Raw genomic sequence first — 24,806 nt, forward strand, 5'->3', positions numbered from 1 at the left:
GTCGATCGCTATATGCGGGATGAGCCGTTCCTGTCGCCCGATGTGGACAACGTAGCTCACCGGAAAGTGGAGCGGCCTGGCGGCGTTTTGGCTAATCGATATGCAAAAATTCATTACTGTTCAGCAGCACATGGCAAAGTGACGCCAGTGCGTGGTGTTTCGTATCGACACCGGCGGATTCAAAATTTCGACTCTGAGATTCCAGGTGACGTTGGGCCAGTTCCTGTTCGTTGGCCGTTGGTTCGCGGCTCAGGATGAACTTCCATGCCGCCACGACCTGTCCGTCTGTCTTTGTTGAAGTTGTTTCGACGCGGCGTCCCAGAGCTTCACTCCGCGCGTAGACAAAGTCATTGTTCAGCATCGCCAGGGCCTGAGTTGGCACAGTCGTGACATCTCGCTGAGCACACGGGAGCGTCGTGTCGCAGAGATCGAAGGTTGTCATCATCGGCGGCATTAGACTGCGCGAAACGAAGCTGTACAGACTGCGACGACGTTGTTCGTCCGGCGGAGAGGCTTTGTATGCAGCATCTTTGCGAGAGAACCCTTCCAGGGCTTCCGCGCTGATCGAAGGCTTGAATCCCTCGCCTCCGATTCGTTTGTCGAGTTCTCCCGAAGCTGCCAACATTGCATCACGCAGCGCTTCTGCGTTCAGCCGGCGTCGGTTGGCTCGCCACCAAAGTTTGTTGCCGGAATCCAGTGTGTTCGCCTGATGAGCGTTCGGGTGCAGCGACGACTGTTGCCAAGTCCGCGATGTCAGAATCAATCGATGGATGTGCTTTGCCGACCAGTTGTTGTCAACAAGTTCGCTGGCCAGCCAGTCCAGCAGTTCCGGATGAGTGGGCAGGGCTCCTTTGTATCCAAAGTTGTTGGGGGACCTCACCAATCCTTCGCCAAAATGGTGCTGCCAAAGTCGATTGACGAAGACTCGCGCTGTCAGAGGATTCTTCGGACTGGCGATCCAATTGGCGAGTTGCCGTCGTCGCCCGGATGTCTTGTCTTCGGACGTAGCGGGTTCGAACGCTGCGTACAGGTCCGGTGCGAAGGTTAAAGTTCCCGGTTCGACCGCGTGCATCGGCTTGTCGGATTCGCCATTTTTTAGAACCTGCAGCGGCGGAGGGCTGGGCGTGAGGTCTGTCCAGCCAAGTACGTTGTCTATTCCCAGTTCCTCCGCAGACGGACCACCAAGAAATTTCCGGGTTCGAGCCACAATCGGACCGGGCCAGAACGCGGAAGCCAGGCGGTAGTAGTCGTCCTGAGGAATTGGATCAAACTTATGGTCGTGGCATCGAGCACACTTGACCGTTAGTCCGAGAAACGCGGACGACGTCGCGTGAACCATGTCTTCCAGGCGTTCGTAGCGATAGTCGGCATCGTCATTGGGTTCGTCGTTCCATGTTCCCAGTCGCAGAAAACCAGTAGCAATGACCGACTGTTCGTCGCGCGTTGGAATTTCGTCACCGGCCAGTTGATGCCGTACAAATTCATTGTATGGCATATCGCTGTTGATGGCGTTCACCACCCAGTCTCGATACTTCCAGGCAAAGGGCTTTGGCTGATCGCGTTCGTAGCCGCTCGTTTCTGCGTACCTGACCAGGTCCAGCCAGTAGCGAGCCCAGCGTTCACCGAACTGAGGATTGCTCAGCAGATCATCCGCCAATTCGTTGACGGTTAGTGAGTCCGAATTGTCGGCAAAACGAGTCTTCCATTGTTCTAATTCGTCAAAGGTCGGCGGCAGTCCGATGACGTCGAAGTACATCCGCCGAATCAAAGTTCGAGCATCGGCGATGGGGGCCGGCTTGAGGCCGCTGCGCATAAGGCCAGCTTCGATAAAGGCGTCGATGGCGTTTAAGGTGTCGGTTTGGTCGCGCCGCTGAGGCACGTTGGGACGCGTGACCGGTTGAAAGGCCCACCAGTCTCGGCCGCCTCGGACGTCGGTTGTGACTTCGTATAAATCCAGCGAACGTCCCTTCGGCCAGGGGGCTCCGTCGGCGATCCATTCGGCCAGAATTTGAACTTCGTTGGCCGGCAGATGCTGCGAAACGCCCTTGACCGGTGGTGGCATTTCACCGGCGTGCACTCGTTGCAGCAGGTAGCTTTCTTCGGCGCCATCGACGCTAATTGCCATTCCGGATTCGCCGCCTTTCAGCAGACCGGTCCGGGATTTCAGTGATAAACCGCCTGACGGTTCGCTGCCCTGATGACATTCCAAACAGCGGCGGATCAGCAGGGGGGCAACATCGTGTTCGAAGTCAGCCGCATAACACGTGGAAGCTGCCAGAACGAAAGTGACATAGGTGAGAATGCGTGTCATGTCGTCAGTATCACTTTTTCATTCGTACTGGTTTGTTGCGCAGCAATCGTCGTCATGCTGAGCCTCATACAGTGGCTGTCACGCGCGTGAGATGAGTCGCGAGTGGCATAGCGAACGTTGCGTCGCGTTCGGCGGATATGCGTGGCCCAGATCAGACAGACACTGTACCCACGCTTTGATGATCTCGCAACAGGCGCCAGTTGCTTGCCACTTGAGCCAGCTTTCTGTACTACTTCGAAGTTGAAAGCCAGCCACCAAAGAATGACAGTCCGCTAATATGAGGGTCTCGCATGTTTGACACAGAGAAACAGCAATACGATCGCGATGGTTTTGTCGTTGTAAAACAGTTCCTGGCAGGGGCTGCTCTGGCCGAGCTGCAGGACAACCTGGATCGCTATGTCCGTGAGGTCGTTCCGACATTGGGCGATGGCGAGGCGTTTTTCGAGGATCGCAGTCGCCCCGAAACCTTAAAGCAAATGCAGCGGATGGGTGGCGATCCTTACTTTGCGGATTACACCTTACAGCCTGAATGGAATGCGCTTGCGTCGGCGCTTGTGGGCGAAAGCGTTTATGCGGAAGAACCTCAGTGGTTCAACAAGCCGCCGGGAACTCGACATGTCACTCCACCTCATCAGGACAACTTCTATTTCAGTTTGGCTCCGGCGAACGTGCTGACGATGTGGCTGGCACTGGATAAGGTCGATGCCGAAAACGGTTGCCTTCGATATCTCGCGGGCTCACATCGCGATGGTTTTCGTCCTCACGCCCGCAGTCAGGTGTTGGGTTTTTCACAGGGAATCACGAATTTCTCGGCCGATGATTTCGTGAGGGAAGTCGCAGTCCCACTGGAACCCGGCGACCTGCTGGTGCATCACGGGATGACTGTGCATCGAGCGGACGCGAACATGTCAGCAGCGCGGCACCGGCGTTCGTTTGCAATGGTGTTTAAGGGAGTTTCCTGCGAACGTGACGAGGAAGCTTATGACCGCTATCTGCAGGCCGCCCGGTCTCAGCACCGTGAACAGGGACTTGAGGTTTGATTCCGTGATGAATGATCTGTCCTGACTGCATGCCTGAAAACGTCTGTTGCAGGCGAACTCGCGTGGGAGCTACTCGTCAGTCAGATCACTCAGTTTACTAACCGACTGAATCCGTTCTTCGGTCAGGTTTGTCGGGAATCCTTCCGGCAGGACGGCGACATGCTGCCGCAGCAGTTCTCGGGCCTCTTCGGGCTTACCGTCTTTCAAACGCAGCTTGGCCAGGCGGAATAGTGAATCGCCGACGATGGTATCTCGAAACGACAACTGCATGCCGCCGTTTTGCAGTTCGTAGTAAGTATCGGGATCAGTGGGCAGGCACTTCAGCATGGCTTCGCCGAAGGCGGCCGGATCTTCCGGCGGCGAATCACCCATGCGGTGTTCGGGCCAGCAGTGCAGCCGAGCCAACAGGCGTGCGTACCTTGCCTTGATGCGATCAGGCGCCATGTCCAGGGCTTCGAGCTCCCGCATGATGGCGGCGGCATCAACGCTGGGGAACCTGGGAATCAGGCGACGGAAGTTACTGAATCCCAAACCATTTGATCGCGTGAGATAGTCGGCTGCGAGGCTGCCGTTCAGCACGCCGGAGGCATGTTGGTGGTACCTGGCCAGTGCTTGCGAATACGGCGAAAGTTCCGGTTCCCATGAATCGCCTGTCGCAGTGACGTAGTGATAGCGGATTGCGAAGGCAGTCAACGGGGCGAAGCGGGTTTCTACATTGATTGTTGCAGCACCTGAGAGCCAGAAATTTTGGAAGTAGCGACGCCCGCGTTCATCAACCACCGCCAACATCATTGGCCGCTTATCGCGTTGGCCGTTTGCCGTGACGGTAACTTGTGCAGCGTGCCCACTGTCGCCGTCCGAGGGGGCAATTGGCTTCAGGTGAATCTGCGGTTCGTTAACTGTTCCGGCGAACGCGTCCTGGAAAAACGTCGCCAGTTGCTGAGCGTACTCCTGATCATTCGTCTCCAGTGATTCCGGCGCGTGCCCTGTCTTAGGAATCAGCCACACCCGTTTTGGCGTTGTTGCTTCCGCCGCGATGCGCCATGTTCCGGATGGAGGCAGCAGGCGGTCTCGTTCGCCGTGCAGAAAGAAGACTGGACACTTCAATTTGGCGACGTTGCGCAGCGGGTCGACTCGCCCCAGTAACAGCGTTTTCATTCCCTGCAACGTCATTTGGGTGAGAACGTTGTCACCGGTAATTCGACGTGAAAATCGGTCCAGCATTTCGTTGGGGATGAAAGCGTCTTCCACGGCCACCGCCCCCGCTTGTTTTTCGGCGGCGACTGTTATTGCCAGAATCGATCCCAAAGAAACACCGAATACTCCGATATCGTTTGCCGTTCGCCCGGTGTGTTCCTTCAAAAAGTCGAACGCAGCCAGGGAATCTGTGAGCAGCGAAGACACTCCGGCGACGCCTTCGCTTTCGCCATAGCCCTGATAGTCGAACAGCATTACATCGTATCCGGCCTGCTGCAGGATTTTCGCATACGGCAGCATCAGCGAAATATTGCCGGTGTTCCCCATGCAGAACAGAATCGACTGTGTTGAACCTTCCACCGGAATATGCCAGCCACGCAGTTTGTGTCCGGCAGCGTTGGTGAAGGTCACTCGATGAGCACTTAAGTCGGCTTGCTCCGGCTGAGCATAGTCGCCTTTCATGGGACGCAGGCATACGTTGCTGATGGGGTCGCCTGTGGCCGTGAACTTTGGCGTTTCGCCGCGAGTACTGGCGGTGCAATGCAGCAGAATGCATGCTGCGAGGCTGAGCGTGATTGGCAGACGGTGTGGCATTAAATGTCCCTGTCAGTCCTTTGGCCATTCCCAAACTTCGCTGGTCACTCGGCCCGGCAGACCGTCGATTTTGCAACCGAAGTCGCTGACGGACAGGAGGACTCAAGCGGTGAGCAACGCCACCAGGTTTCGTCCATCGCGCCCGCGAATTCCGATTGTCGCGGTACCACGACGCGAACTCGAGAGCCAGTGGATGATTTTTACGTCACCAACCACTCGGTTCAACCTGCCAAATGAAGAATAGATACCCTTTTCCGTCCAACCATTCTTCATGGCCGGCCAGTTCTGGCGGGCGTGGCACGTTTGCAGCGTGAGGTGAGCGGGCACCTAAACGTCCATGCAAGGACGGCATGGTCGCGTTTCGTCAGTCTGCAATTTCCTCGAACGTCACGTTGCCGATGCGGTACTTCTTCCAGTCTTTGTAGTCGAAATGCCACCATTCGAATTCGTAGACCGTGAAGTCTTCTGCCTCCATCGTGCGACGCAACAATTCACGATACCAACGTTGGCTCGCCGTACCGCCGGGGTAGAGTGGAAACGAACGTGGAGAGAATTCGTCGTAGCCCGCCACCATCTGAATCGGCTTGCCGGTGTCCAGGTCATAGAGCGTCAGGTCAACCGCGCAGCCTCGATTGTGTCGAGAACCATTCGCCGGATTCGCAACGAAGTCTTTGAGCTCATCCGGCGTTGCGTCCCAGAACATTTTCGTGACATGCCATGGACGATACGCATCGTGAATCAGCAACCCAAGGCCGCGTTGCTTCAATCGCTTGTTGGCTCGCACAACCGCTTCTGCTGCTGGCCGCTGCATGAAGGCTCGTGGCTGCTTGTAGAAGACGGCTCCCGTGAAGTTGTTGGTTGACGCATATCGAATGTCCAACTTGATCGTAGGATCCAGCGTTGTCAGGTCCACCAGGTTTGCATCTTGATAGTTGCCAGGTTCCGGTGGAGGAGATGCGGCCAATGCAGCGGCTCGAAGGTCGTCGATGGGTTTGACGGGTTCGATCTTGAACGTTTCGCCGTCCTTGGTGCCGACTTCACGACGGACAAACTTCACTTCGGCAGCGACAACTTCGACAGCGTTTCCGTCGGTGTCTCGAGTGAACTTCAAACCTTCGCCGTGATACAGGCCGTAATCCGGGAAGAGAAATTCGTTTTCACTGACTTCCTTCAGTGGGTAGTAATAGAACCATTCAATCAACGCGTACAGCTGGCCATGGTCTTCCAGTATGTAAAGCGTGTTGTGGTCCCAACCGTATTCTCCAACCAGGCCACGCCACTTCGCAGGGACTTCGGCGGGCGGACTATCCGGCAAACGCTGAAAGGCCGTGTCGCCAACCAGCAAATGATTGGCATCCTGAAGCCGCACTTCAGTGCCAAACCCAACGCTATCATCGGCCAGGATCGTTCCGTCATCGGCAGCGGCTCGAAGGTTGTAACGATAGGTGCCTCGCTGCATGAAGACCTCACCGTCCAGCTCACCGATGCGAGTGAATCGATCACCGTCGACTTCCTTGTAGGTGCCGACAAGCTCTTTCGCTCGTTCCAGCGGAACCGGCCCAGTCGTCCGGTACGTTGGCAGCGACTTCCCGTCCTGCGTGGCCAGCATTAGTCTCAACGCATAATCGGCCAGACGTCCCACAACGCCATTGCTTCCGTCAAGCGACGAAACTGCGGCGACTCCCAGCTTGCGTTCCGGCAACGCTTCCAGTTGACTGGAAAAACCATAGACCGCTCCACCGTGGCCAATCTTTGTATGGCCATCAAGTTCATCAATATGAAAGCCAATACCGAATCCCTGCGGCTTCCCATTCGCATCATTGATCGGCGTCGTCATGAGTCGGAATGTCTCCGCCGACATGATCCGACCTCCGCTGGTCGCTCCCTTGTCAAACAGACACATCAGGAATTTCGATAGGTCTGTGACACTGGAATACATGTTGCCGGCAGGTCCGGTTCCCAGCAGAAAGCCCGGAGCCTCAAATCGTCGACCGTCGTAAGTTCGCATCCATCCGGTGGCCAGATTTTTACGGACACCTGGCGAGACGACGAAGCTGCTGCCATCCATCCCCAAAGGTGCCAGAATCTTTTGGTGAACCCACTCCGGATGCGACGTCTCAAATTGAGCTTCCAGGACAGCTCCGACAACGGCAATGGCAGCGTTTGAGTACTTGGTCTTCGTTTCCGGCTTGTAGACCAATGTTGTGTCGTTCAGGCTGGCAACAGTGGCGGCCAGCGTTGGTTCGTCGGGGCCGAAGTAGTGTCCGACCGGTGATTCTCGCACCAGCCCGGATCGGTGCGACATCAGCTGTCGCAGTGTAATCGGAATGTTGAACGGATTCTTCGGAGCGAAATCCGGCAGGTATTTCTGAATGGGCGCATCCAGATCCAGCTTGTCGTTTTCCACAAGCTGCATCACTGCGATATCGGTGAACAGCTTGGAAACCGACCCTACTCGATACACAGTGTCACTAGTGGCCGGCCTGGACTGCTTCGCATCCTGAAACCCGGAGCCGTCGGCCCAGACCATGCGATCATTGTCGACCAGAGATATCGAAAAAGCGGGCAGTTGCTTCTGTTCGACTTCAATCTTCACCGCTTGTTTTAGCTTTTCGATCGCGTCTGAGTAATCAACTTCTTTGGGCGGCTGAATGACGTCAACAATGGTCGATGCCAGTTCCAGCAGTCGCGTGTTTTGCAGGTTGCACATCAGTGCCACCGACGTGCCGGTTTCCGGGACCAGCAGCAATACGGTCGATGTGCCCGCCTGTCCGCCGGTGTGCCAGACCACTTTACGGCCGGATCGCTGCCCGATTCGCCAGCCGAGTCCGTAGCCGGTTTCGTTGTTGTCAGATGTCTTCTGGCTTGTCCACATCTGGTTGACGCGGTCTTCGGGCAGGAGCTTGCCGGTGTTGACGGCATTTGCAAATCGCACCAGATCGGACGGGGTGGACAGCAGCCCGCCGCCCGGGATTTTCATGCTGGTGTCATGCAGTGCGGCGTTATACAGCTCGCCAGCCACAAGATTGTGTCCTCGCGGCAGCTTCTTCAACGCATCAGCCGAATGGCGAATGTAGCCTCGTGCACGATGCGGCACGATGACGGCCTGATCGTCGACCACAGTTTGCTCCATCCCTGCGGGCGCGAAAACGCGTTGCTGAAGCAGGTCTACAAAATCAGCGTCCGCCGCGCCTTCTGCAACCGACCCCAGCAGGTTGTAGCCGAAGGTTGTGTACTGATACTTCGAACCAGGCTGGTGCTTTAGCGGATCGTCACGGAATGTCCTCAGCGCGGACTTCAGATTGTAGAAGTGTTGTGTCGATTTGGTCTCGCGTGCATTCATGTAATGCCGCACGCCGGCGAGGTGCCCCAGCAATTGTTGGACGTTGACTGGCCATTTCTTTTCAGGAAACTCGGGGCAGTAAGTTTGGACTTCGGCATCCAGATCAATTTTTCCATCCGCAGCCAGCGACAGGACCACGACGGCCGTCATGGATTTCGCAATCGATGCCGTTCGGTATCGCGTGTCAGTCGACGCACGTACGTCGTGCTCCACGTCTGCCAGACCAAATCCTTTGGAATAGCAGACCTGATTGTCGTGCCCGATGGCAAGAGACAGTCCGGGGATGCCACGATTGCTGATCGCTTCCGAAACGCGATCTTCAATCTGCTCGATGACGGGGCGAGGCAGGTCGCCGGCATGTACGATGGAGGTTGCCGGGCAGACGAACAGAAGCAGGCGCAGAATGTTGCCGCAATTCATAATGGTGTTCCGGTGTAGCGTTGATAAGTCGACTCCAGCAGAACGGAAAACTGCGAAACAAGCAACCGAAAAGAATTGTAAAACACGCGTTTAATCTGCTGTCGCCACAAGAAAATCAGCCAGACGTTCACGCTGCAGGCCCGCACCTGTCCCGAATTCCGCCGCGGCCTTCACTTGCCCCTGCACAACGGAAACACCGGTCGACGGTTCGTCTTTCAGCAGGACGGCTCCGTCCAGGTCGGCATAGTCCAGCAGCGGTAGTAACTGAGCGGCGCCGCTGATGCCGGTCGAACTTTCCACCATGCAGCCGACCATGGTTTTTAAGCCTCGACGGCGAGCATCCTTCAGCATGCTTAGCGCTGGTGTCAGGCCACCGCATTTGCAGATTTTGACGTTCACGCCGTGGAACAGACCGTCACATTTTGCCACGTCGGCTGTGACCTGACAGTCCTCATCAGCAACGACGGGCAGTGCCGAATTTTCGAAGACTTTCCTTTTGTCGGCCACGTCGGCGGTGTTCGGCAACGGCTGCTCGATGAACTCAACGCCCAGGTCCGCCAGCGTTTTCGAGTTCGTAATTGTCTGCTCAGCCGTCCACCCGCAGTTCGCGTCGACTCGAAAGATCGCTTCTGTATGACGGCGCAGCTCCGTCATGATTTCAAGATCATTTGCCGTGCCCAGCTTGATTTTATAAATGCTCCAGCCTGGCTGCTCGTCGAGTTTTGCGACCATATTGTCGATGGTGTCGATGCCGATTGTGTAGCTGGAATCCGGGGCGTCATTCCAGCTCAGACCCCAGTCCTGCCATGTTGGAATCTCCAGGCGTTTGCCCCGCCAGTCATGAGCCGCCATGTCCAGCGCGGACAGGGCGAACATGTCGTCATTCATCCTTGCCTTCATCGTTGGCCACAGGTCAATGGGTGAGCGATCGATGTATTCGTCAAGCGATGATTCCACACTCTTTAGCGACGCTGTCATTGATGCGAAGGTGTGGCCGTAGAAGGCGTTTTCCGTGACTTCGCCAAAGCCGTGAATGCCGTCGTGTTCCAGTTCGACAATCAGGCTGGGCTGAATGCTGATCGATCCGCGCGCGATCGTGAATTCATGAGCCAGAGGCAGGTGCAGGCGGTGGAGTGTCATTTTCATTGGCCCAACTCCTTACGCAAGGCCACACACGCTTCAACCAGTTTGTCAGCACCTGTGCGATACACATCGCAGGCGGGCAGGCCGAATTCGGCTTCGGCTCGCGCGAGTTCCGCGTCGGCTTCTTCGGCGGTGAGGTTGCGCGTGTTGATTGCGATACCGATGAACCGGCACGGATGCCGTAAATTCGCCATCGCATGGCACGCGGCCATCTGGTCTTTCATGGAAGGAATGTCGAAGTCGTCCAGGCCCTTGACCTGTGTACGCCCGGCTTCGTAGCAGAAGATCAATCCATCAGGAGCACACCCGTGCAGCAGGCCTGCCGTGACCGCCGAAAAGGCGGGGTGAGAAATACTGCCCTGGCCTTCTATCAGTAGAAAGTCGTGCTGTTCGTTTTGAATGAGTAACTGTTCGGCAGCACCGTTCACGAAGTCAGCGACAACGCAATCGATGGGAACTCCCTCGCCGGAGATCATGATGCCCGTTTGGCCCGTGGCCAGAAACTTCGCGTCGTGCCCGGCCGCCGACAGGCCTCGTTGCACTTCCAGCGACGTCACCATCTTGCCGATGCTGCAATCATGTCCGACCGGGTGAATGCGTATGCAGCCCTTGCGGAATCTGTGTCCGGTCGCCGTCGATTTATGTTTATTGCGACGGACATCGACCAGCTTCGCGCCACTTTGTTCGGCGGCCGATCGATATTCTTCATCGTCGGTCAGAAAATCGTGCAATCCGGAAACGACGTCTAGCTTTCTTTGAAGAGCTTCCAGAATCATGGGCCGCCATTCGTCCGGAAGTTTGCCGCCCGGTGGAGCGATGCCCACATACAAAGCGTCCGCGTCAGCGACGTCCGCAAGGCTGGCAACCACGGGAACGTCTCCGCCGGCAGACAGGACTTGTTGAGCCGTCGAGCCAGCAGCGGCGCCATCGATAACGGCGGCGATGTCGTCGGTGCGATATCGCAACAGGCTGATTGCGGTTTTGGCGAGAAAGGGGGTTGAGTATCCGTCGGTGAGGATGACGATCTTGTTGTGCATGCGTGGATAGCGGAGTGAAGTGGTGATGGAAATATTTGTGTTGTGAGGGCCGCCAGAAATCAGGAACTTGCCAATGGCTACCTTTACAGCGTTTTACGCTGATTTGTGGCCGCGGAAATCGGTTGTTGTCCTACGTGGGCCGGTTCCCACGAGCCAGAACCCTCCACAACGAAACGTAAATTGCTCTAGTGCTCGCGAAGCTCGTGGCCGTGATATTACTCCATTTTCACGCCGGCGTCCTGCCTGGCGGTTTCCCATCGGGCCGCAATTATGCAGTTACGTGCAACTGTCGCCGTGTTTTGGCATCATCTACACAGATCGCTCCCACTTCGTTTACCTTAGGAGGTCACTTCTATGCCCATGCCATCGTCCAGTCGTCGTGAATTCCTCGCCAGCACCGCTGCTGCCACGTCGTTTGCCGCCGCGCTGCCGCTGACCGTAAACGCCGCGCAAACCAGCAAGTCGGCCAACGGTCGCATCAATCTGGGAGTCATCGGCATTGGGCCTCGCTGCCGGTACGATTTGGCGGCCATGCTGAAGTTCGACGACGTTCGGTGCATTGCCATTGCCGACGTCCAGGCCAGTCGGCGAGAGCAGGGCAAGAAGCTGGTGGACGAACAGTACGGCAACAAAGACTGCGAACTACATCAGGACTTTCGAGAATTGCTGGACCGCGATGATATTGACGCCGTCCTGGTCGCGACCGGCGACCGCTGGCATGCGGCGGCTTCGATCCTGGCGGCCGAAGCTGGCAAGGATGTGTACAGCGAAAAACCCTGCGGGATCACAATTGCCGACTGCCAGAAACTGGCCGACACGATGCATCGGGAAAAGCGAGTCTTTCAAGCGGGGACTCAGCGCCGCAGCGTGCCGAATTTCCAACAGGCGGTCAAGTTCGCTCATGAAGGCGGACTTGGCAAAGTCCACACGCTGCACGCATCGATCTATGAGCCCACGCTGGACAACACGTGGCTTCCCGCCGAATCAACACCGGCCGCCGAAAAAGTGGATTGGAATATGTGGCTCGGTCCGGCCGCATGGCGACCGTTCAACCAGAAATACGTCGACGGTCGTTGGCGAGGCCAGTGGGACTTCGACTCCGGAGCTCGCCTGCTGGACTGGGGAGCTCACACCGTGGACTTATGCCAATGGGCCAACAAAGCAGACGGCACCATGCCGATCACGTATGAACCGATGGCTGACAAAATTGTCTGCATGTACGCCAATGGCGTTAAGCTGATCATCGATTTCCTGCCGGATCCGTTCGGAAATCGAGACCCTCATTACATCACTCGCCTTGGCACGTGTCCCGTGCGGTTTATCGGCGCAAAAGGGTGGGTTGAAACCGGGGACGAAGGCGAGATTGTGGCGTCATCACCGGAACTGCAGAAGCAACTGCCGGACGCGACGAAGCGAGTCCGAGGTCTGGACGTGTCGGCTCACGCGCGAGACTTTTTCGATTGCATTCGTAGCCGAGGAACCACCGCTGCTAACGCAGACGTGATGCGGAATTCTCACGTCGCATGCCACGCAGCCGCGATTGCCTGGGTGCTGAGACGGAAGCTGACCATTGAACCGGCCAAAGAAGAATTCGTCGACGATCCCGAGGCGAACCTGATGCGAGCACGCGGCAAGAGGGAGTGGGCCGTGTGATGGCGTTTGTTCGCACGCAATGAGGTGCCGATTCGAATAGCGCAGCTCTTGCTGCGCCGTGGTGGCTTGACTTCGCGACTCTCGCTGGCGCAACTCTCGCTGGCGCAACTGTCGCTGGCGCAACTGTCGCTGGGGCGACGGTCGATCGGGAGTGCCGGGAGCTTTGCGATGGCTTCAGCGGGACTGTATTTGTTGGCTAAACGCCGCCGCCAGTTTTAGTCGTTGTTCAGCATTGCCAACGTTGCAATTCGTGATCTGGACCATTGTGGTGGCGGCCTGTTGCAGTGCGATGTCACGCTCACTGCGGCGCCCAGCAGCCGCTCGATAGGATTTGATCCAGCCGCCTGCCGTGCCACGGACTTCATCGCCGAATTCTTTCCAGGCATCCGGATCGATGCTGTCACCTTCCAACGCTTCATATCTGGCAAAGTAGTCCTTCAGCGTTGCTTCAACGGTTGTCTGGTCCGGTATGAACGACCCGAACGAAAGGATGCCCAGCACCTGCGGCGAAAAGAACAGCAACATGGCGACGACCAGTATTCCGCCACCAGCCATCAGCTTGCTTTTGTCGAACGCTAGCGAACGAAGAAAGCCAGCTGAGTAGCGAGGCTTCTTTTACTTAGGGATTGGCGGTCGAGCCGCAAACGCTGGGGATACAGGCGGCTGTCGCGGAGTGGCGGCCTGCGGCGTCATTTGATAATGTGGCTGAGGTTGAGGCGGCTCACCTTGTAATGGACTAGCTGCAGAAGCATTCGTGACACGGTCTGGGACCTGTGCCGTGACCATGTTTGCGGTCACAGCGCCTGCAACTGTAGTCGCCGGTGTGGTTTGACGTGCTGAGGTCGCGGACGCAGATTTTTGAGCGACTTCATCGAAGATACTTTGCAGGTCCGGATCTTCCGCCTGCTGTTTTCTTAGGCGAGCGTTTTCCGCACGCAGCCTCCGGAGTTCCTTCGATGCCTTGTGACTGCCTGAGTTACGACCGGCAGATTTGCGACCCCGTTGCTTCGGTTTGGCGGAAGCGATGTTGCTGCGCGGGCGTGAAGATGGACGGCTGCCTGCGGTGTCATTTGACGTGGATGGCTGAGTTCCTGGCTCATCTTTAGGCGACGCGTTGGTCCGCGTCGCTCTGGCTTGAGACGTTGTCGCTCCGTTTTGGCCAGCCGTTCGTTGGTGGCTTTCGCTTCTTGCCAACACCTGTTGAACGGCGGACGATGACGCCTTCATGATTTCCATGATCTCAGGGAAATCAATGATTGTCAGCCAGCGACCGGTGTCACCTTTTCGAACCTGGTGACGCTTCGTTAGGCGGCCGGAATCGGCCAGTGAACCCATTTCGTTTAGGGCGTGCGGGCCGCTGACGGTTCCTTCTATTCGTATGAAGTAGGTGTCGGCGTAGACTGGGCCGTCCACTCGGGGCATTGCCTGGCCGCCCAAATCATTTTCAATCAAGAAGTCATCGATCTTCAGTTCGTCTTCGATCGCAAAGTCGTCAATGCATAGGTCTTCGTTCATGGTAACCGTCCTGTATGTTTCTGGGTGAAAGAATCAGCCGCTACGATTCGCCGTCTGCTGCGTTTTCCGGATCGGGGACGCGGCGGTTTTCGGGAACCTCCGGTGTGCCTTCGGTCAGCAAATTGATCTGTCCTGGCCGCTTCGCCAGGGTGAAAGCGTCGTACAGTTTTCCAACCGCAGTGCGAGCTTCGAATGTAAGTTTGTCGCCGTCGATCGTGATGATCTGATACAGTTGAGTATCCTCAGCCTGTCGTCTCATAAACGAGTGGCGCTGCATGCTGTACATCTTGGGACCACTGACGGAGACGACGTAAACGGTGCCGGTTTTCTGGTCTCGTTTATTCAGGCCGGTGGCCACATTTGCGATGGTTTCGGCGGGAACTTCCAGCGGTGTTTCCAGGCCGGTGCGTCCGTACGTGTGATCGTGCCCCTGCAGCACCAGGTCGACTCGATGCTTGTCGAGTACAGGTTTCCACAACGCACGCAGTTCGGAATTGTCGCGGTCTTTGCCAGTGGAATACATAGGGTGGTGGAAGGTGACAATCACCCACTTGCATTTGTTGTCTGTCAGAACTTTGTCCAGCCAGACCGCCTGATCTTCCTGTTGATGGTTGCTGTTCATGCCGACAATTCGTGTTCCCTGATACACCAGCGTATAACAGCTTTCTTCCAGTCCGCGAGGCCCATTAAGTGGCAAAGCGAACTGAGGTCTCCAGTGGTGCGACAAGGTTCGCGGACCATCTTCGTGTTTGGCCTGCTCGTGGTTTCCGGGAACCGGCACGCTGGGAATCATGGCATTCACCCAATGCCCCGCGCCGCACCATTCGCCCCATTCCGCATCTGCCTCGGCGCGGTTGACAAGGTCACCGGCATGCAACAGAAAGGAGGTATCAGGAGCATCGCCGTAGGCCTCTCGGATGACTCGCGACCACATCGAACGCAGATTGTTTTGAGCATCCCCGAAGTAGACAAAAGAAAACGGCTCCGCTTCAGCACTGGCGGTCGTGAAGTGAAACCATTCACTGAAGTTGACACCGTCGCCGACTCGGTAGACGTATTTCGTCGAAGGCGTCAGCTCGGTGAATTCCACCGTGTGGAAATGAGCCGTGTTCAGGTCGGTCAACAACGCCTGCGACGTTGCATTGACCGGTTTCGCCTTGGTCACGAAACCGGGCCCGGCTTCTGCCACTGCAATTTCTGCAAATGCTTTTCGTACCTCCGTGCTGGTCCGCCACGTGACGGCCTGAGTCGTCGCTGGATCACCCGTCCACGTCAGAATCACTCGGTCGGGCAGTAGCGAAGGAGCATACACCTTTGCCAGGTCGGCTGCCGGAACGGTCGGTGCGTGTGAATGATCATCATCGTGCGCCGATACGGTGATCGGTTGAAGGACTCCAACGATAGCACATGCGGCTCCTAAGTTGCGGATCGCCTTCATTGTTTTCTTCTGCAACATCTCACACCTATCTTTCATTTCGATTTGCTATTTAGGGCTCGAACTTGTGCTTGGGCAATTCGTTTAACCTTCAATGGAAGGCCCCTGCGGCTTCTGTATGCGCACGTGCTTTTGCCCTGGGGGCACGCTAACTTTCGCCGCCTTGTCTTTGGGTAACGTTTGCACGTTTAACAATTCCTCAACGTTGAGCCCCAACGCGGTTTCCCATTCCAGCAGTGGCACGTTCCAGTGCTGTTTGGGAAGAAGCTGCTGTGATTTCAGAATCCATTTGGGATGCGTCCATGTCGCAGGCATCGCAGCAAGATTGACGGACGGATCTACCAGAAGTTCCGCCATCCGCCCATTTAGCGACACCAGTGCAAGGGCTCTGATTTCAAACCGTTTGGGATTGGCTGGGTCAAGAGTCGTGGCGATTTTGTGCGCGAGCTGCCGAATGTGTTCCGGATCTCGTCCCACTTTAGGTAGCTGATACGCGGTAACAAAATGTCTGAGATCAACCGGGGTAGTCATGCCGGTTTCGCGATCGGTCGCGTAAATTCTCAATCCGCACCGCTTGCCACGCAGCATCATGTGCCACGCGAAAAAGTGTCCCCGTTCCGTCCAGCTCACGTTCCCCGGCAATGCCAGATGTCGCAGTGGTACGATGCATTGAAACACGACATACGCCGCCAACAGACTCAGGCCTGGATTTTGCCGAAACGATGGTGTTGCAGTATCCGCTTCGAGACACGTCTCAGTTGGTGCTGTGTTGATAATTCCGGCAGCCCTCAAACCCACTCTTGCAGCCGCTCTGCGCGGCCAATCAGAAGCGAAAAAGACGCTCGTGGCAGCGATCATCAGCCACGGAAAGACGCCGATAGGGAAGACGAACGCGTTGGTGAAATGGAACGCCATAGCGACGACGAATGCGATTGCTCGCACTCGTGCAAGTAGCAGAGCTGGGACGATGGCAAGATCGAAGAAGATACCGCCGAATGAGAATATCTGGACGATCCATTCGGGGTTCCCGTGCTGTCCGACGGCCCCGAACCATTCCTGTTGAGACAGCGTCATTCTCATCGGTTGGCCGTGTAGCCAGTCGGAATTTAGCTTAGCGAGACCGCCAAAGAAATAGGGCAGGGCCACATGAAACCGAACCAGCCACACACTCCACGTCGGGACCGTTGACGGCGATTTGTCTGTGTGGCCAAAGCGATCCATCGACCACACGGCGTGTGCTGGAACAACGACTATCATCCAGCTCAACAGGCAGATTAGGTACATGTGGTTTAGGTAGGCTGTGCGGTCGCAGAGAAAAACGAACGTGAACAGCACGGCCATCAATACTGAACTGACACGATACAGGATGCCAGCGGCAACCAGCACGCCGGACATCGCCAGAGCGAAGAAATGCAGATACATGCCGCCGGAGGGCCACGGTTTAACCCACGAAAAACCGTAGTAGGAAAAGTGGTGAGGAGCATCGACATAGATGCCACGCACTTCACCCAGCAGTAGTGCCTTCACAGCATACGCGGCTACGGTAAGTCCCAGCACCACGCGAAACACGGCCAGCGAAGCTCCGTCGGTCGGCGCAAGCGCCCACTGAGTCACGAGACTCCCAGTCGTTTCAGTTTGTTGGATCGTATCGGCCATTTCAGTGTCGAATGCTCGCACTCAGTCTGCTCATCGGTTGGCTGGCCCCCGTGCTTTGCTTGTCCTGCGGCGTTGATGTTCCAAACCAGAATTCCCGGTTTGGGAACTCAACACAAACCGGCCATTCGTTCGGCGGGCGCTTCCACGTATCGAATGGCCGTAGTGGTTCAGACAGCTTTGTGTACACAGTACGAGGTAATGTGAAATTTAGAGGAACACCCGCCAGATTTAGCGTCGGATTGACGATGGGCTGCGGTTTGCGCCCGTTCAAAGATGCCAGATTCAGAGCGAAAATTTCGCAATCCCCGGCACCTTGGCTGTTCAGCTCGTCTCTTAGGAAATGTGCCAACTGCACCATCATGCGGGGATCACAGCTCGAGAATCTCGCCTGCTGACGGCTAATGTAGTCCAGTACATTGATTGTGCCGGCTTCATCGGTTTCGGGATTACGCCAGCGGAACATACACACGGTCTTTTTGTCGCGCAACTTCATGTGCCACGAATAGTAGTGACCTTCTTCGGTCCAGCTGACGTTGCCTTCATAAAGTAGGTGTCGCCATGGCAATGCAATTTGACATACAACGTACAGCCCCATTGTCGCCAGCAACAGGCGATTTCGAACAATGCCAGAAGGTTGAGTGCCTGGTCCGCCAACGTTGGCCATCTTCGTTGGTTGACAAGTTGTTCCGGGAGACATGCCGAGCCGCATTCCATCGGGGGCAAAGTAGATCGTTGTCGCGAAGATCATGAACCACGGAAAGACGCCGATCTGAAACAGCGTCGCGTTCATCAGGTGAAAGCCCAGAACTGCGCAATAGGCCAGCGTTCTGCTTCGCTTGAATAGCAGCAACGGAACAATCAACAGGTCAAGCAGCAATCCGCCCCAAACGAAAATCTGAACACACCATTCCTGAGTAAATGCGGGACCAATGATCGGATACCACGTCGAACTGGCGAGCTTCATTCGCATTGGTTGGCCGTGCATCCAGTCCGAATTAAGTTTGGCAACCCCGCCAAAGAAGTAGGGCAACCCAACCTGAAATCGCAGCAGCCACAGAGTCCATAGCGGTATGGTTCTCGACTTACGCCGAAACAACACGCAATCCAGCGACCACAACCTGTTCGCGGGGAGAAATACCATCAACCACGAAGTCAGCACTAACAGGTAATAGTGGTTTTGATACTGAGCCTTATCCAGCAGGAAGATGTATGTGTAACCAAGAGCCAGCAGCAAACTGCTAATGCGGTAGAACAGGCCTGCTGCTACCAGTGCAGAGACGATCCACATCATTTGAAAGTGAGTCCGCATCCAGTGACCCGGAAGCGGCTTCACCCAGTCGAACCCGTAGTATTTGAAGAAGAAGTTCGGTTGGACATAGAAGTACTCCACCCATTCTTCCGACAGGTACTTGCCGAACTGAACGCAGAATGTGACTCCCAACACGATCCGGAAGACGGCAAGAAACAAGCCGTCCACCGGTCGATTGAGGTGCCGTTCGAAGGTTTTAGCTCGCTGCATTGTGGTCAGCGTTTTGGAAGCCATTACAGGTTTACGTTTGTGTAGAAGTCGCTTTCGCGGCAGTGTCAGTCGTCGTCATCATCATGAGCGCGTCGTCCTGGCTTCCCAGCGGGTGGTAGCGAAGCCAGTTTGATATCGATCGTGTTTTCGCCGCTTGCGACGTCGTAGCTTGACTTGTCCGGTTTGCCGACGGCGGGCGGCCTCTCCTCGTCTTCCGCCTCTTCGCTGTCACGGTCGGCTGGCAACATCATCACACCAACGGCGTTTTTCCCGATGGCTGCAGCGGGAATGACATACGTGCCATCAGCTTCGGTCAGTGCAGATGCCGCAACACCCGCCTCCGTTTCGCCTTTGTCAGCCATGGGCGTGAACATGACACGAGCCGGGTAAACAGGCTGCCCGTCAAGGCTAACCATTCCTGAAACAGGAGCGGTGTTCTCGCTGCCACAGCCAATGACTCCCAGTAGAACTGCGCCACCGAGGACGCGTTTAAGCTTCGCCAGCATTGGTTAATCACCTTTTGATTTTCGAATGTGTTAGGGGTTCTTAGTTGCGGACATCTGCAGGAAGTACAGGCGTCCCGCGTAACGAGGAAAAGCCGGGACGAACGAAAGTTCGGCCCGACTGGAGTTTTTACGAGGTTCAGCAGGAAACGATTCAGAATGCATCGCCGCTGATGGGAAGGCCGTCGTCGATAGTGCCCAGAGCTTCGAAGATTCCATCGGCAACCCATGTTGTGGGCTCGGTCTTGTAACCAGTATCCAGGTTTTCACTCAGGAAGGTCACAGAGCCGTCGGCAAACAAAAACTGAGCTCCGCCTGTGTGCCAGCTAAACGGGCAGTCATCGTCGATTGCCGCCGAAAAGTCGTTGGGGGTGGTTCCAGCGTTGATGGTTGATGGCCACTGTGTTTTAAACAATACGTTCTCATCGCTGTTGACGCCGCCCATCCAGGTTGGCAGTTCGTTTCCACTGATCCCCGGATATGCTGATTCACCAACCGCGATCGTATTGCTGGTTCCGTCCGTAATGTCGCGAATTCTTGTGTTGAACGCTCGTCCGGAATAGAACAGATCGCGAGGCTTGGCACCAAACCCGCGGTCCCCAAACCCACCGCAGTACTTGTAATCGCTCACGGCCATTCCGACCGCATGAGGATTGCTGGATGCGTAGTTGTGTTCGGCTTTTCCCTGTGAATACACCGGCGGAATACGGTCGGGCAGCGCGGACGACGGACAGCGAAACGCTTTGATCACCGTTTCTGAGCCAGGAATAATTGTGCCATTCGCCGCATAGTGGCCTCGAATTGCACAATAGTTGGCCGATCCACCGATAAAGCCCATGCCGGTTTCAGTGGTGCCGGTGTGTGGGCCAACCCAATTGGCAGTGATAGGCAGAGTCTGATACAGGTTGGTCTGTTCAAGTTGAGGCAGAATCATGACGCCCCACGCATAGCCATCATCGTCGCAGCCGAAATTGTCATCTGGTGAACCCGATAGTCCTGTGGGGAACATTCCGTGAATGTCGTGGTAGTTGTGTAGTGCAATTCCCAGCTGCTTCAGGTTGTTCTTGCATTGCGTTCTTCGGGCCGCCTCACGTGCCTGTTGCACGGCTGGCAGCAGCAATGAAATCAGGATCGCAATGATCGCAATCACAACCAGCAATTCAATAATGGTGAAGCCGCGTTCCGACGACTTCCATTTGTTTGGTCTGTGTCTCATGTGGAATTTCCTTCCGATTGATAAGTTGAACTTGATTGGTCGACGTGACCTGTATTCGTGTAAGAATTCGGCTCGCCACCGAATTTTGATTTCATTCTTCCGCTCCGCCGCCAATGCCGTACGAAAACGACAGTTCGGGAGCCGCTGCGAACAGTTCTTCAAAGACGGCTCGCGAAATTTTGGTTCCCGTTAAACGCAGCTTGGACATGGATGGGTGCTGCACCAGTTGCAGCAAGGCGGCCTTCGATGCGTCGGTGATTGCACAGTTCTCAAGGAACACGGCCGAAAGTTTGGGATTCGAAGACGAGCAGTTGGCGGCGAACTCGGAAAACGATTCATCCGAAATTTGGCTGTTGTCCAAATAGAGCATTTCCAGAGCAGGCATTGCTTGTACACAATTCAAACCACCTTCTCCCCAGGGCCAGCGCATACTAAGTTGTTTTGCCGGTAAGGATTTGCATCAAATAGTCAATGTTCCATCCGGCCATTCTTCTTTTCATGACGTTGCTTTGTTTGCCAGGATGTTTCTTGATGAGGCTGAGTGTGAGTCGTCTGAGCCATGACAAATTGTTCGCGAAGATTCGGTTTCGGACTCGACTCTCATCCTCGCGGTAGGTCATGTCGAGACTCCAGTGCAGCGTGTTTTCTATGGCCCAGTGACCACGAACCGTTGTTGCGAACAGCTCGCCTTTGCGACGCAGACTGCTGATGTAGTAGCGAACGTCAGAATGATGAATGCCGTCCTGCTCGTACATTCGGATCGCCGTTCCGATGGTCTTGAGTCCGGCCCATTTGTGGCCCACGTCAAAATCGACAGGCACGGTCGCCTGATAGTAGATTCTCTGTTCCTGCCGACCGTGTCCCTTCTCTGTTTCTTCATAGCGACTGACGGGACAGCGAGCGAAGTCATCCTCCAGGTGATCGAGAAAAAACTTCTGCACGACCTCATAGAGTTTCGGTTGGTTGCCTTTCAGGGCTAACACATAGTCTGCATTGCCAGACACGATCTGCTGCGCAATGTTTTTTTGACAACCCGCTGCGTCAATCGTAATGATCGCCTCATCGATATTGATTTCGTTCAGTAATTTCGGGATCGCGGTGATCTCGTTCGACTTCTCTTCCGTCGCCACCTGTCCCAGAGAAATCCCCTGATCAGAAGCCCACGCACTCACGATGAACAACGCACCCAGCCCATTCTTTTTGTCATGTGATCGACGGAGTGCTTTGCCATCAATCGCAATCTGTTTTCTGTAGCCTTCTTTCTGTTCGTCGGAAAGTCCTTCCAGCGATTCAATCCATTGCACGAAGCACGCTTGAAAGTCGTTCGGCTTCAGGAGAGAAAGGACGCGCCGGTACGTATCTTTTTTCGGAATGCCATGCGGAAGTGCCAGGTGTTTCTGCAGGCCATCGGCATTCAGTCGCGCCCATTCCGCAATCGCACTGGGGCCGTCGGCGTTGGCCAGCACTCCGCAAATGGCGATCACAATCACATCACCAAGCAGATGCAGACGATTGATGTTGGAACGCGGGTCTTTCAATTGATCAAAGTAATGAACAATGTTTCCTGTCAGCTCCTGGGTGACCGCCAGTTCAACTGTCGACATCTCTTGTCCTCTCCTCGTGAAGTCCGATGTTACGACACGAAAAGATTAACCAATACTCACTTGTCGCGCCAGCCTAAATTGCCCAAAGTGCGCGCTGGCCCTGCCTTCTCCCAGGTCCAGACTGGCAAGATTCAAGAGCGTCAAATCCGGCATCGCGGCCAATTGCTGTAAGCCTTTCCCCGTGATCTGTGTACGGCCGAGGTACAGCCGCTGAAGTCGATTTAGATTTGCAAGGCCAACCGCCGATGCGTCCGTTACCCCGCAGTCAGACAGGTCAAGCGTCTCCACCATTTGGATGCCACCGATTCCATCGACCGTGACTTCGCCGAATTCACTTCCAGCCAGAGTCAGTTCACGAAGCGACTCGCATTGCGACAGTGCTTTCAAGCCTGTGCTGGTAAGACGCATGTCATCCAGTCGCAGAGCTTCAAGGTGGGGGAGCTTCGCCAGCGTTTCGAGCCCCTTGTCGGTGATGGTGGTGCCTGAAAGATCGAGACTTCGAAGGCCCGTTAACGCCAATAGCTGTTTGCATTCGTCATCCCCAAAGGCAGCGGAATGAACGCTGAAACGAATGACTTCACCATTATTGTTCGCTTCGTGCTGTGCCTTAAACGTATCGCCCATGATGCTGGCGATACGTATCGCTGAGCCACCGAACGCAGGGAACAGGTCGAGGTTCCATGCGACGGTGCCCGCAAGTATTGTCAGCAGTCCATAGATGACGGGTCTTGTATTGGCGCTCACAACAATGTGTTCCTTCAATCGGCTGGATTCGATTCGCACGCAGCGCGGGTGCGAGATGCGGGGATTAAATGAACTTCTCTGAGTCGATCAAGAACGCATTGGCGGAACTCGCCTGATCTTCACACAGTTAATCGCACCCTCATCGTTCGCTTACACGTTCTTCACATTGCGCGTTGCAAGCCTGAGCTCGACTGAACTGTGTTAAGAGTTGATGGAGTTGCGGTGGCTGGTGTTTCAACCCAGCGATCGTCAGCTATTGTGCGACCGACGCTTCGCCGTTTTCATACTTCACAAACTAAGGAACACACCATGCCCCAGCAATCAGACATATCACGCCGTGACTTTCTTCAAAACGGCAGCCTCGCCGTCGGATCGTCCGCCATTGCGGGCGCGTTTTCGTCGCTGCTATCTCGCACTGCACGCGGCGAGCAAAAGCGAACCCAGGTTGGCTATGGAACTCTGCGACCTGTGGCGGATCAGGCGACCGGGCTCGAACTTCTAAAGTTGCCAGAAGGCTTTACATACAAGTCCTACGGCTGGACGGGTGACGCGCTATCAGACGGGCAGGCTACTCCGGGGGCTCACGACGGCATGGCCGTCATCGCCGCAGACGACGACGGCATTCTGACGTTGTGCCGCAACCACGAACTGAAGTCAGACGGCAAGCCCTTTGCGAAATCAGAAATTGTGTTTGATCAATCAGCCGGGGGCGGCTGCACGAACCTGAGATTTGACCCCGACAAAGGGACGTGGGAATCTGCCACGCCGAGCCTGAGCGGGACGGTCAAGAACTGTGCCGGTGGTGCGACACCGTGGGGGACATGGCTGACCTGCGAAGAAGCCGTTGCCGGGCCACAAACTGAAGACGATGGCCGGGTCTATAATTATGAAGAAGAGCATGGATGGATTTTTGAGGTTCCGGAAACAGGCAATGCGACCGCTGTTCCACTGAAAGACATGGGTTGCTTTGTTCACGAAGCCGTCGCGGTCGACCCAAACACTGGTATTGTCTATGAAACGGAAGATCGTGGGACGGCGGGCTTCTACCGGTTCATCCCGAATCGTCCAGGAGATTTGGCAGCGGGGGGGATTCTGGAAATGCTGAAAGTGCCAGGCTTCTCAGACTTAGGCCGGGATGTGGAAGCAGGCCGGGAGTACGACTGCGAGTGGGTGAAAATTGACGAACCTCACCGTGGTCACAGTCCTAACACGAAAGATGAACTCGGCGTGTTCCTGCAGGGCCGTGCGAAAGGCGGAACTCGCTTTGCCCGATTGGAAGGCTGCTGGTTCGGCAACGGCGTGGTTTACTTCGTTTCCACCAGCGGCGGCGACGTTGGTGCCGGGCAGATCTGGAGCTACGATCCGAAGGCGGCAAAGCTGTCTCTGGTGTTTGAATCGCCCGACAAACAGGTGCTGGAAAGCCCCGACAATATCGCCGTCAGCCCGCGCGGAGGGATAGTGCTTTGCGAAGACGGCGACTTAATACCTCAGAGATTGCACGGCCTCACGCCAGACGGCCAGCTGTTTCGTTTCGCTGACAACAATGTCGTTTTGAAAAGCGAACGCAACGGGTTTAGGGGCGACTTTCGAGGCAGCGAATGGGCCGGGGCGACGTTCAGCCCGGACGGCAAGTGGCTGTTCGCAAATCTTCAAAACCCCGGAATGACGTTTGCCATCACCGGCCCGTGGGAAGATCGCGGGCTTTGATTAGAAGGCGAATTCCAGCCACAACAGGCGTTGTGAAGACGGGGACCATTTTGTTCATCAAAGTATGCTAACGAATCGGAATCACGTCCTTCGGCAATCCCCCTCGAAAGCTGAAAGTCTGTTGCGACCGAAAGTGTCGTGATCGGAAAACAGTGCAATCAGGCCAGCA

At 55.7% G+C, this 24,806-nt stretch carries 18 protein-coding genes; 3 read left to right on the forward strand and 15 right to left on the reverse strand.

The annotated features are described in order from the left end of the window. Nucleotides 1–91: 91 nt before the first annotated feature. Nucleotides 92–2,311 carry a PSD1 and planctomycete cytochrome C domain-containing protein gene (locus Fuma_RS26150; protein ID WP_077026718.1) on the reverse strand — a complete coding sequence of 740 codons (2,220 nt, stop codon included), beginning with the start codon at nt 2,309–2,311 and terminating at the stop codon, nt 92–94. Between the two features lie 290 nt (nt 2,312–2,601). On the opposite strand from Fuma_RS26150, the gene Fuma_RS26155 reads away from it, so the two are divergent. Then, entirely contained in the window at nt 2,602–3,351 is a 750-nt protein-coding gene (locus Fuma_RS26155) for a phytanoyl-CoA dioxygenase family protein (RefSeq protein ID WP_077026719.1), read from the forward strand. A gap of 69 nt (nt 3,352–3,420) precedes the next feature. Here Fuma_RS26155 and Fuma_RS26160 read toward each other — a convergent pair whose 3' ends face one another. The 4 genes from Fuma_RS26160 to Fuma_RS26180 form a co-directional block, all read right to left on the reverse strand. Next, nucleotides 3,421–5,142 (reverse strand): alpha/beta hydrolase, encoded by a 1,722-nt coding sequence (locus tag Fuma_RS26160; RefSeq protein WP_077026720.1) that lies wholly within the window; start codon nt 5,140–5,142, stop codon nt 3,421–3,423. A gap of 364 nt (nt 5,143–5,506) precedes the next feature. Continuing rightward, the gene (locus tag Fuma_RS26170) at nt 5,507–8,905 is read right to left on the reverse strand and encodes a serine hydrolase (protein ID WP_158521141.1); all 3,399 of its coding nucleotides are present in this window, start codon (nt 8,903–8,905) and stop codon (nt 5,507–5,509) included. Between the two features lie 90 nt (nt 8,906–8,995). Beyond that, a complete protein-coding gene (locus tag Fuma_RS26175) occupies nt 8,996–10,051 on the reverse strand; it encodes a dipeptide epimerase (RefSeq protein WP_077026722.1) in 1,056 nt (351 codons plus the stop codon). Then, complete coding sequence (locus tag Fuma_RS26180; RefSeq protein WP_077026723.1) at nt 10,048–11,085, reverse strand: N-acetyltransferase DgcN family protein; 1,038 nt, start codon at nt 11,083–11,085, stop codon at nt 10,048–10,050. Before Fuma_RS26180 ends, Fuma_RS26175 begins: the two co-directional genes overlap by 4 nt. Nucleotides 11,086–11,439: 354 nt before the next feature. On the opposite strand from Fuma_RS26180, the gene Fuma_RS26185 reads away from it, so the two are divergent. Continuing rightward, on the forward strand, nt 11,440–12,738 hold the full coding sequence (locus tag Fuma_RS26185; RefSeq protein WP_099091830.1) for a Gfo/Idh/MocA family protein: 1,299 nt from the start codon (nt 11,440–11,442) through the stop codon (nt 12,736–12,738). Between the two features lie 174 nt (nt 12,739–12,912). Here Fuma_RS26185 and Fuma_RS26190 read toward each other — a convergent pair whose 3' ends face one another. The 10 genes from Fuma_RS26190 to Fuma_RS26235 all read right to left on the reverse strand — a co-directional run bounded on the left by Fuma_RS26190 (nt 12,913) and on the right by Fuma_RS26235 (nt 22,930). Beyond that, nucleotides 12,913–13,293, reverse strand: coding sequence for a hypothetical protein (locus tag Fuma_RS26190; RefSeq protein ID WP_077026725.1), 381 nt, complete (start codon nt 13,291–13,293; stop codon nt 12,913–12,915). 60 nt (nt 13,294–13,353) lie between these two features. Beyond that, on the reverse strand, nt 13,354–14,253 hold the full coding sequence (locus Fuma_RS26195; RefSeq protein WP_077026726.1) for a DUF4339 domain-containing protein: 900 nt from the start codon (nt 14,251–14,253) through the stop codon (nt 13,354–13,356). 40 nt (nt 14,254–14,293) lie between these two features. Beyond that, nucleotides 14,294–15,709, reverse strand: a complete 1,416-nt coding sequence (locus Fuma_RS26200) for a purple acid phosphatase family protein (RefSeq protein ID WP_218922305.1) — start codon at nt 15,707–15,709, stop codon at nt 14,294–14,296. A gap of 63 nt (nt 15,710–15,772) precedes the next feature. After that, a complete protein-coding gene (locus tag Fuma_RS26205) occupies nt 15,773–17,344 on the reverse strand; it encodes an HTTM domain-containing protein (protein ID WP_077026727.1) in 1,572 nt (523 codons plus the stop codon). Nucleotide 17,345: 1 nt separating this feature from the next. Next, nucleotides 17,346–18,887 (reverse strand): HTTM domain-containing protein, encoded by a 1,542-nt coding sequence (locus Fuma_RS26210; RefSeq protein WP_077026728.1) that lies wholly within the window; start codon nt 18,885–18,887, stop codon nt 17,346–17,348. A 41-nt stretch (nt 18,888–18,928) separates the two neighbouring features. Continuing rightward, complete coding sequence (locus Fuma_RS26215) at nt 18,929–19,369, reverse strand: hypothetical protein (protein WP_077026729.1); 441 nt, start codon at nt 19,367–19,369, stop codon at nt 18,929–18,931. 151 nt (nt 19,370–19,520) lie between these two features. Then, nucleotides 19,521–20,582: a DUF1559 domain-containing protein gene (locus Fuma_RS26220; RefSeq protein WP_077026730.1), complete on the reverse strand. Its 1,062-nt coding sequence runs from the start codon at nt 20,580–20,582 to the stop codon at nt 19,521–19,523. A 91-nt stretch (nt 20,583–20,673) separates the two neighbouring features. Then, nucleotides 20,674–20,967 carry a hypothetical protein gene (locus tag Fuma_RS26225; RefSeq protein ID WP_145944386.1) on the reverse strand — a complete coding sequence of 98 codons (294 nt, stop codon included), beginning with the start codon at nt 20,965–20,967 and terminating at the stop codon, nt 20,674–20,676. A 46-nt stretch (nt 20,968–21,013) separates the two neighbouring features. Further along, a complete protein-coding gene (locus Fuma_RS26230; protein ID WP_077022421.1) occupies nt 21,014–22,186 on the reverse strand; it encodes an ISAs1 family transposase in 1,173 nt (390 codons plus the stop codon). A gap of 45 nt (nt 22,187–22,231) precedes the next feature. Beyond that, on the reverse strand, nt 22,232–22,930 hold the full coding sequence (locus Fuma_RS26235; RefSeq protein ID WP_145944387.1) for a leucine-rich repeat domain-containing protein: 699 nt from the start codon (nt 22,928–22,930) through the stop codon (nt 22,232–22,234). A gap of 309 nt (nt 22,931–23,239) precedes the next feature. Between Fuma_RS26235 and Fuma_RS26240 the strand changes: the two genes are divergently transcribed. Beyond that, nucleotides 23,240–24,637 carry a PhoX family protein gene (locus Fuma_RS26240; protein WP_077026733.1) on the forward strand — a complete coding sequence of 466 codons (1,398 nt, stop codon included), beginning with the start codon at nt 23,240–23,242 and terminating at the stop codon, nt 24,635–24,637. Nucleotides 24,638–24,806: the final 169 nt, after the last annotated feature.

The sequence above is a fragment of the Fuerstiella marisgermanici genome, from assembly GCF_001983935.1.
Taxonomy (GTDB): domain Bacteria; phylum Planctomycetota; class Planctomycetia; order Planctomycetales; family Planctomycetaceae; genus Fuerstiella; species Fuerstiella marisgermanici.

Bases quoted from the DNA above. Each gene is read 5' to 3' on its own strand.
- Fuma_RS26200 (WP_218922305.1), bottom strand. From the start codon at position 15,709: ATGTTGCAGAAGAAAACAATGAAGGCGATCCGCAACTTAGGAGCCGCA.
- Fuma_RS26195 (WP_077026726.1), bottom strand. From the start codon at position 14,253: ATGAACGAAGACCTATGCATTGACGACTTTGCGATCGAAGACGAACTG.
- Fuma_RS26185 (WP_099091830.1), top strand. From the start codon at position 11,440: ATGCCCATGCCATCGTCCAGTCGTCGTGAATTCCTCGCCAGCACCGCT.
- Fuma_RS26170 (WP_158521141.1), bottom strand. From the start codon at position 8,905: ATGAATTGCGGCAACATTCTGCGCCTGCTTCTGTTCGTCTGCCCGGCA.
- Fuma_RS26215 (WP_077026729.1), bottom strand. From the start codon at position 19,369: ATGCTGGCGAAGCTTAAACGCGTCCTCGGTGGCGCAGTTCTACTGGGA.
- Fuma_RS26220 (WP_077026730.1), bottom strand. From the start codon at position 20,582: ATGAGACACAGACCAAACAAATGGAAGTCGTCGGAACGCGGCTTCACC.
- Fuma_RS26150 (WP_077026718.1), bottom strand. From the start codon at position 2,311: ATGACACGCATTCTCACCTATGTCACTTTCGTTCTGGCAGCTTCCACG.
- Fuma_RS26175 (WP_077026722.1), bottom strand. From the start codon at position 10,051: ATGAAAATGACACTCCACCGCCTGCACCTGCCTCTGGCTCATGAATTC.
- Fuma_RS26240 (WP_077026733.1), top strand. From the start codon at position 23,240: ATGCCCCAGCAATCAGACATATCACGCCGTGACTTTCTTCAAAACGGC.
- Fuma_RS26155 (WP_077026719.1), top strand. From the start codon at position 2,602: ATGTTTGACACAGAGAAACAGCAATACGATCGCGATGGTTTTGTCGTT.
- Fuma_RS26225 (WP_145944386.1), bottom strand. From the start codon at position 20,967: ATGCCTGCTCTGGAAATGCTCTATTTGGACAACAGCCAAATTTCGGAT.
- Fuma_RS26180 (WP_077026723.1), bottom strand. From the start codon at position 11,085: ATGCACAACAAGATCGTCATCCTCACCGACGGATACTCAACCCCCTTT.
- Fuma_RS26210 (WP_077026728.1), bottom strand. From the start codon at position 18,887: ATGGCTTCCAAAACGCTGACCACAATGCAGCGAGCTAAAACCTTCGAA.
- Fuma_RS26190 (WP_077026725.1), bottom strand. From the start codon at position 13,293: ATGGCTGGTGGCGGAATACTGGTCGTCGCCATGTTGCTGTTCTTTTCG.
- Fuma_RS26230 (WP_077022421.1), bottom strand. From the start codon at position 22,186: ATGTCGACAGTTGAACTGGCGGTCACCCAGGAGCTGACAGGAAACATT.
- Fuma_RS26160 (WP_077026720.1), bottom strand. From the start codon at position 5,142: ATGCCACACCGTCTGCCAATCACGCTCAGCCTCGCAGCATGCATTCTG.
- Fuma_RS26205 (WP_077026727.1), bottom strand. From the start codon at position 17,344: ATGGCCGATACGATCCAACAAACTGAAACGACTGGGAGTCTCGTGACT.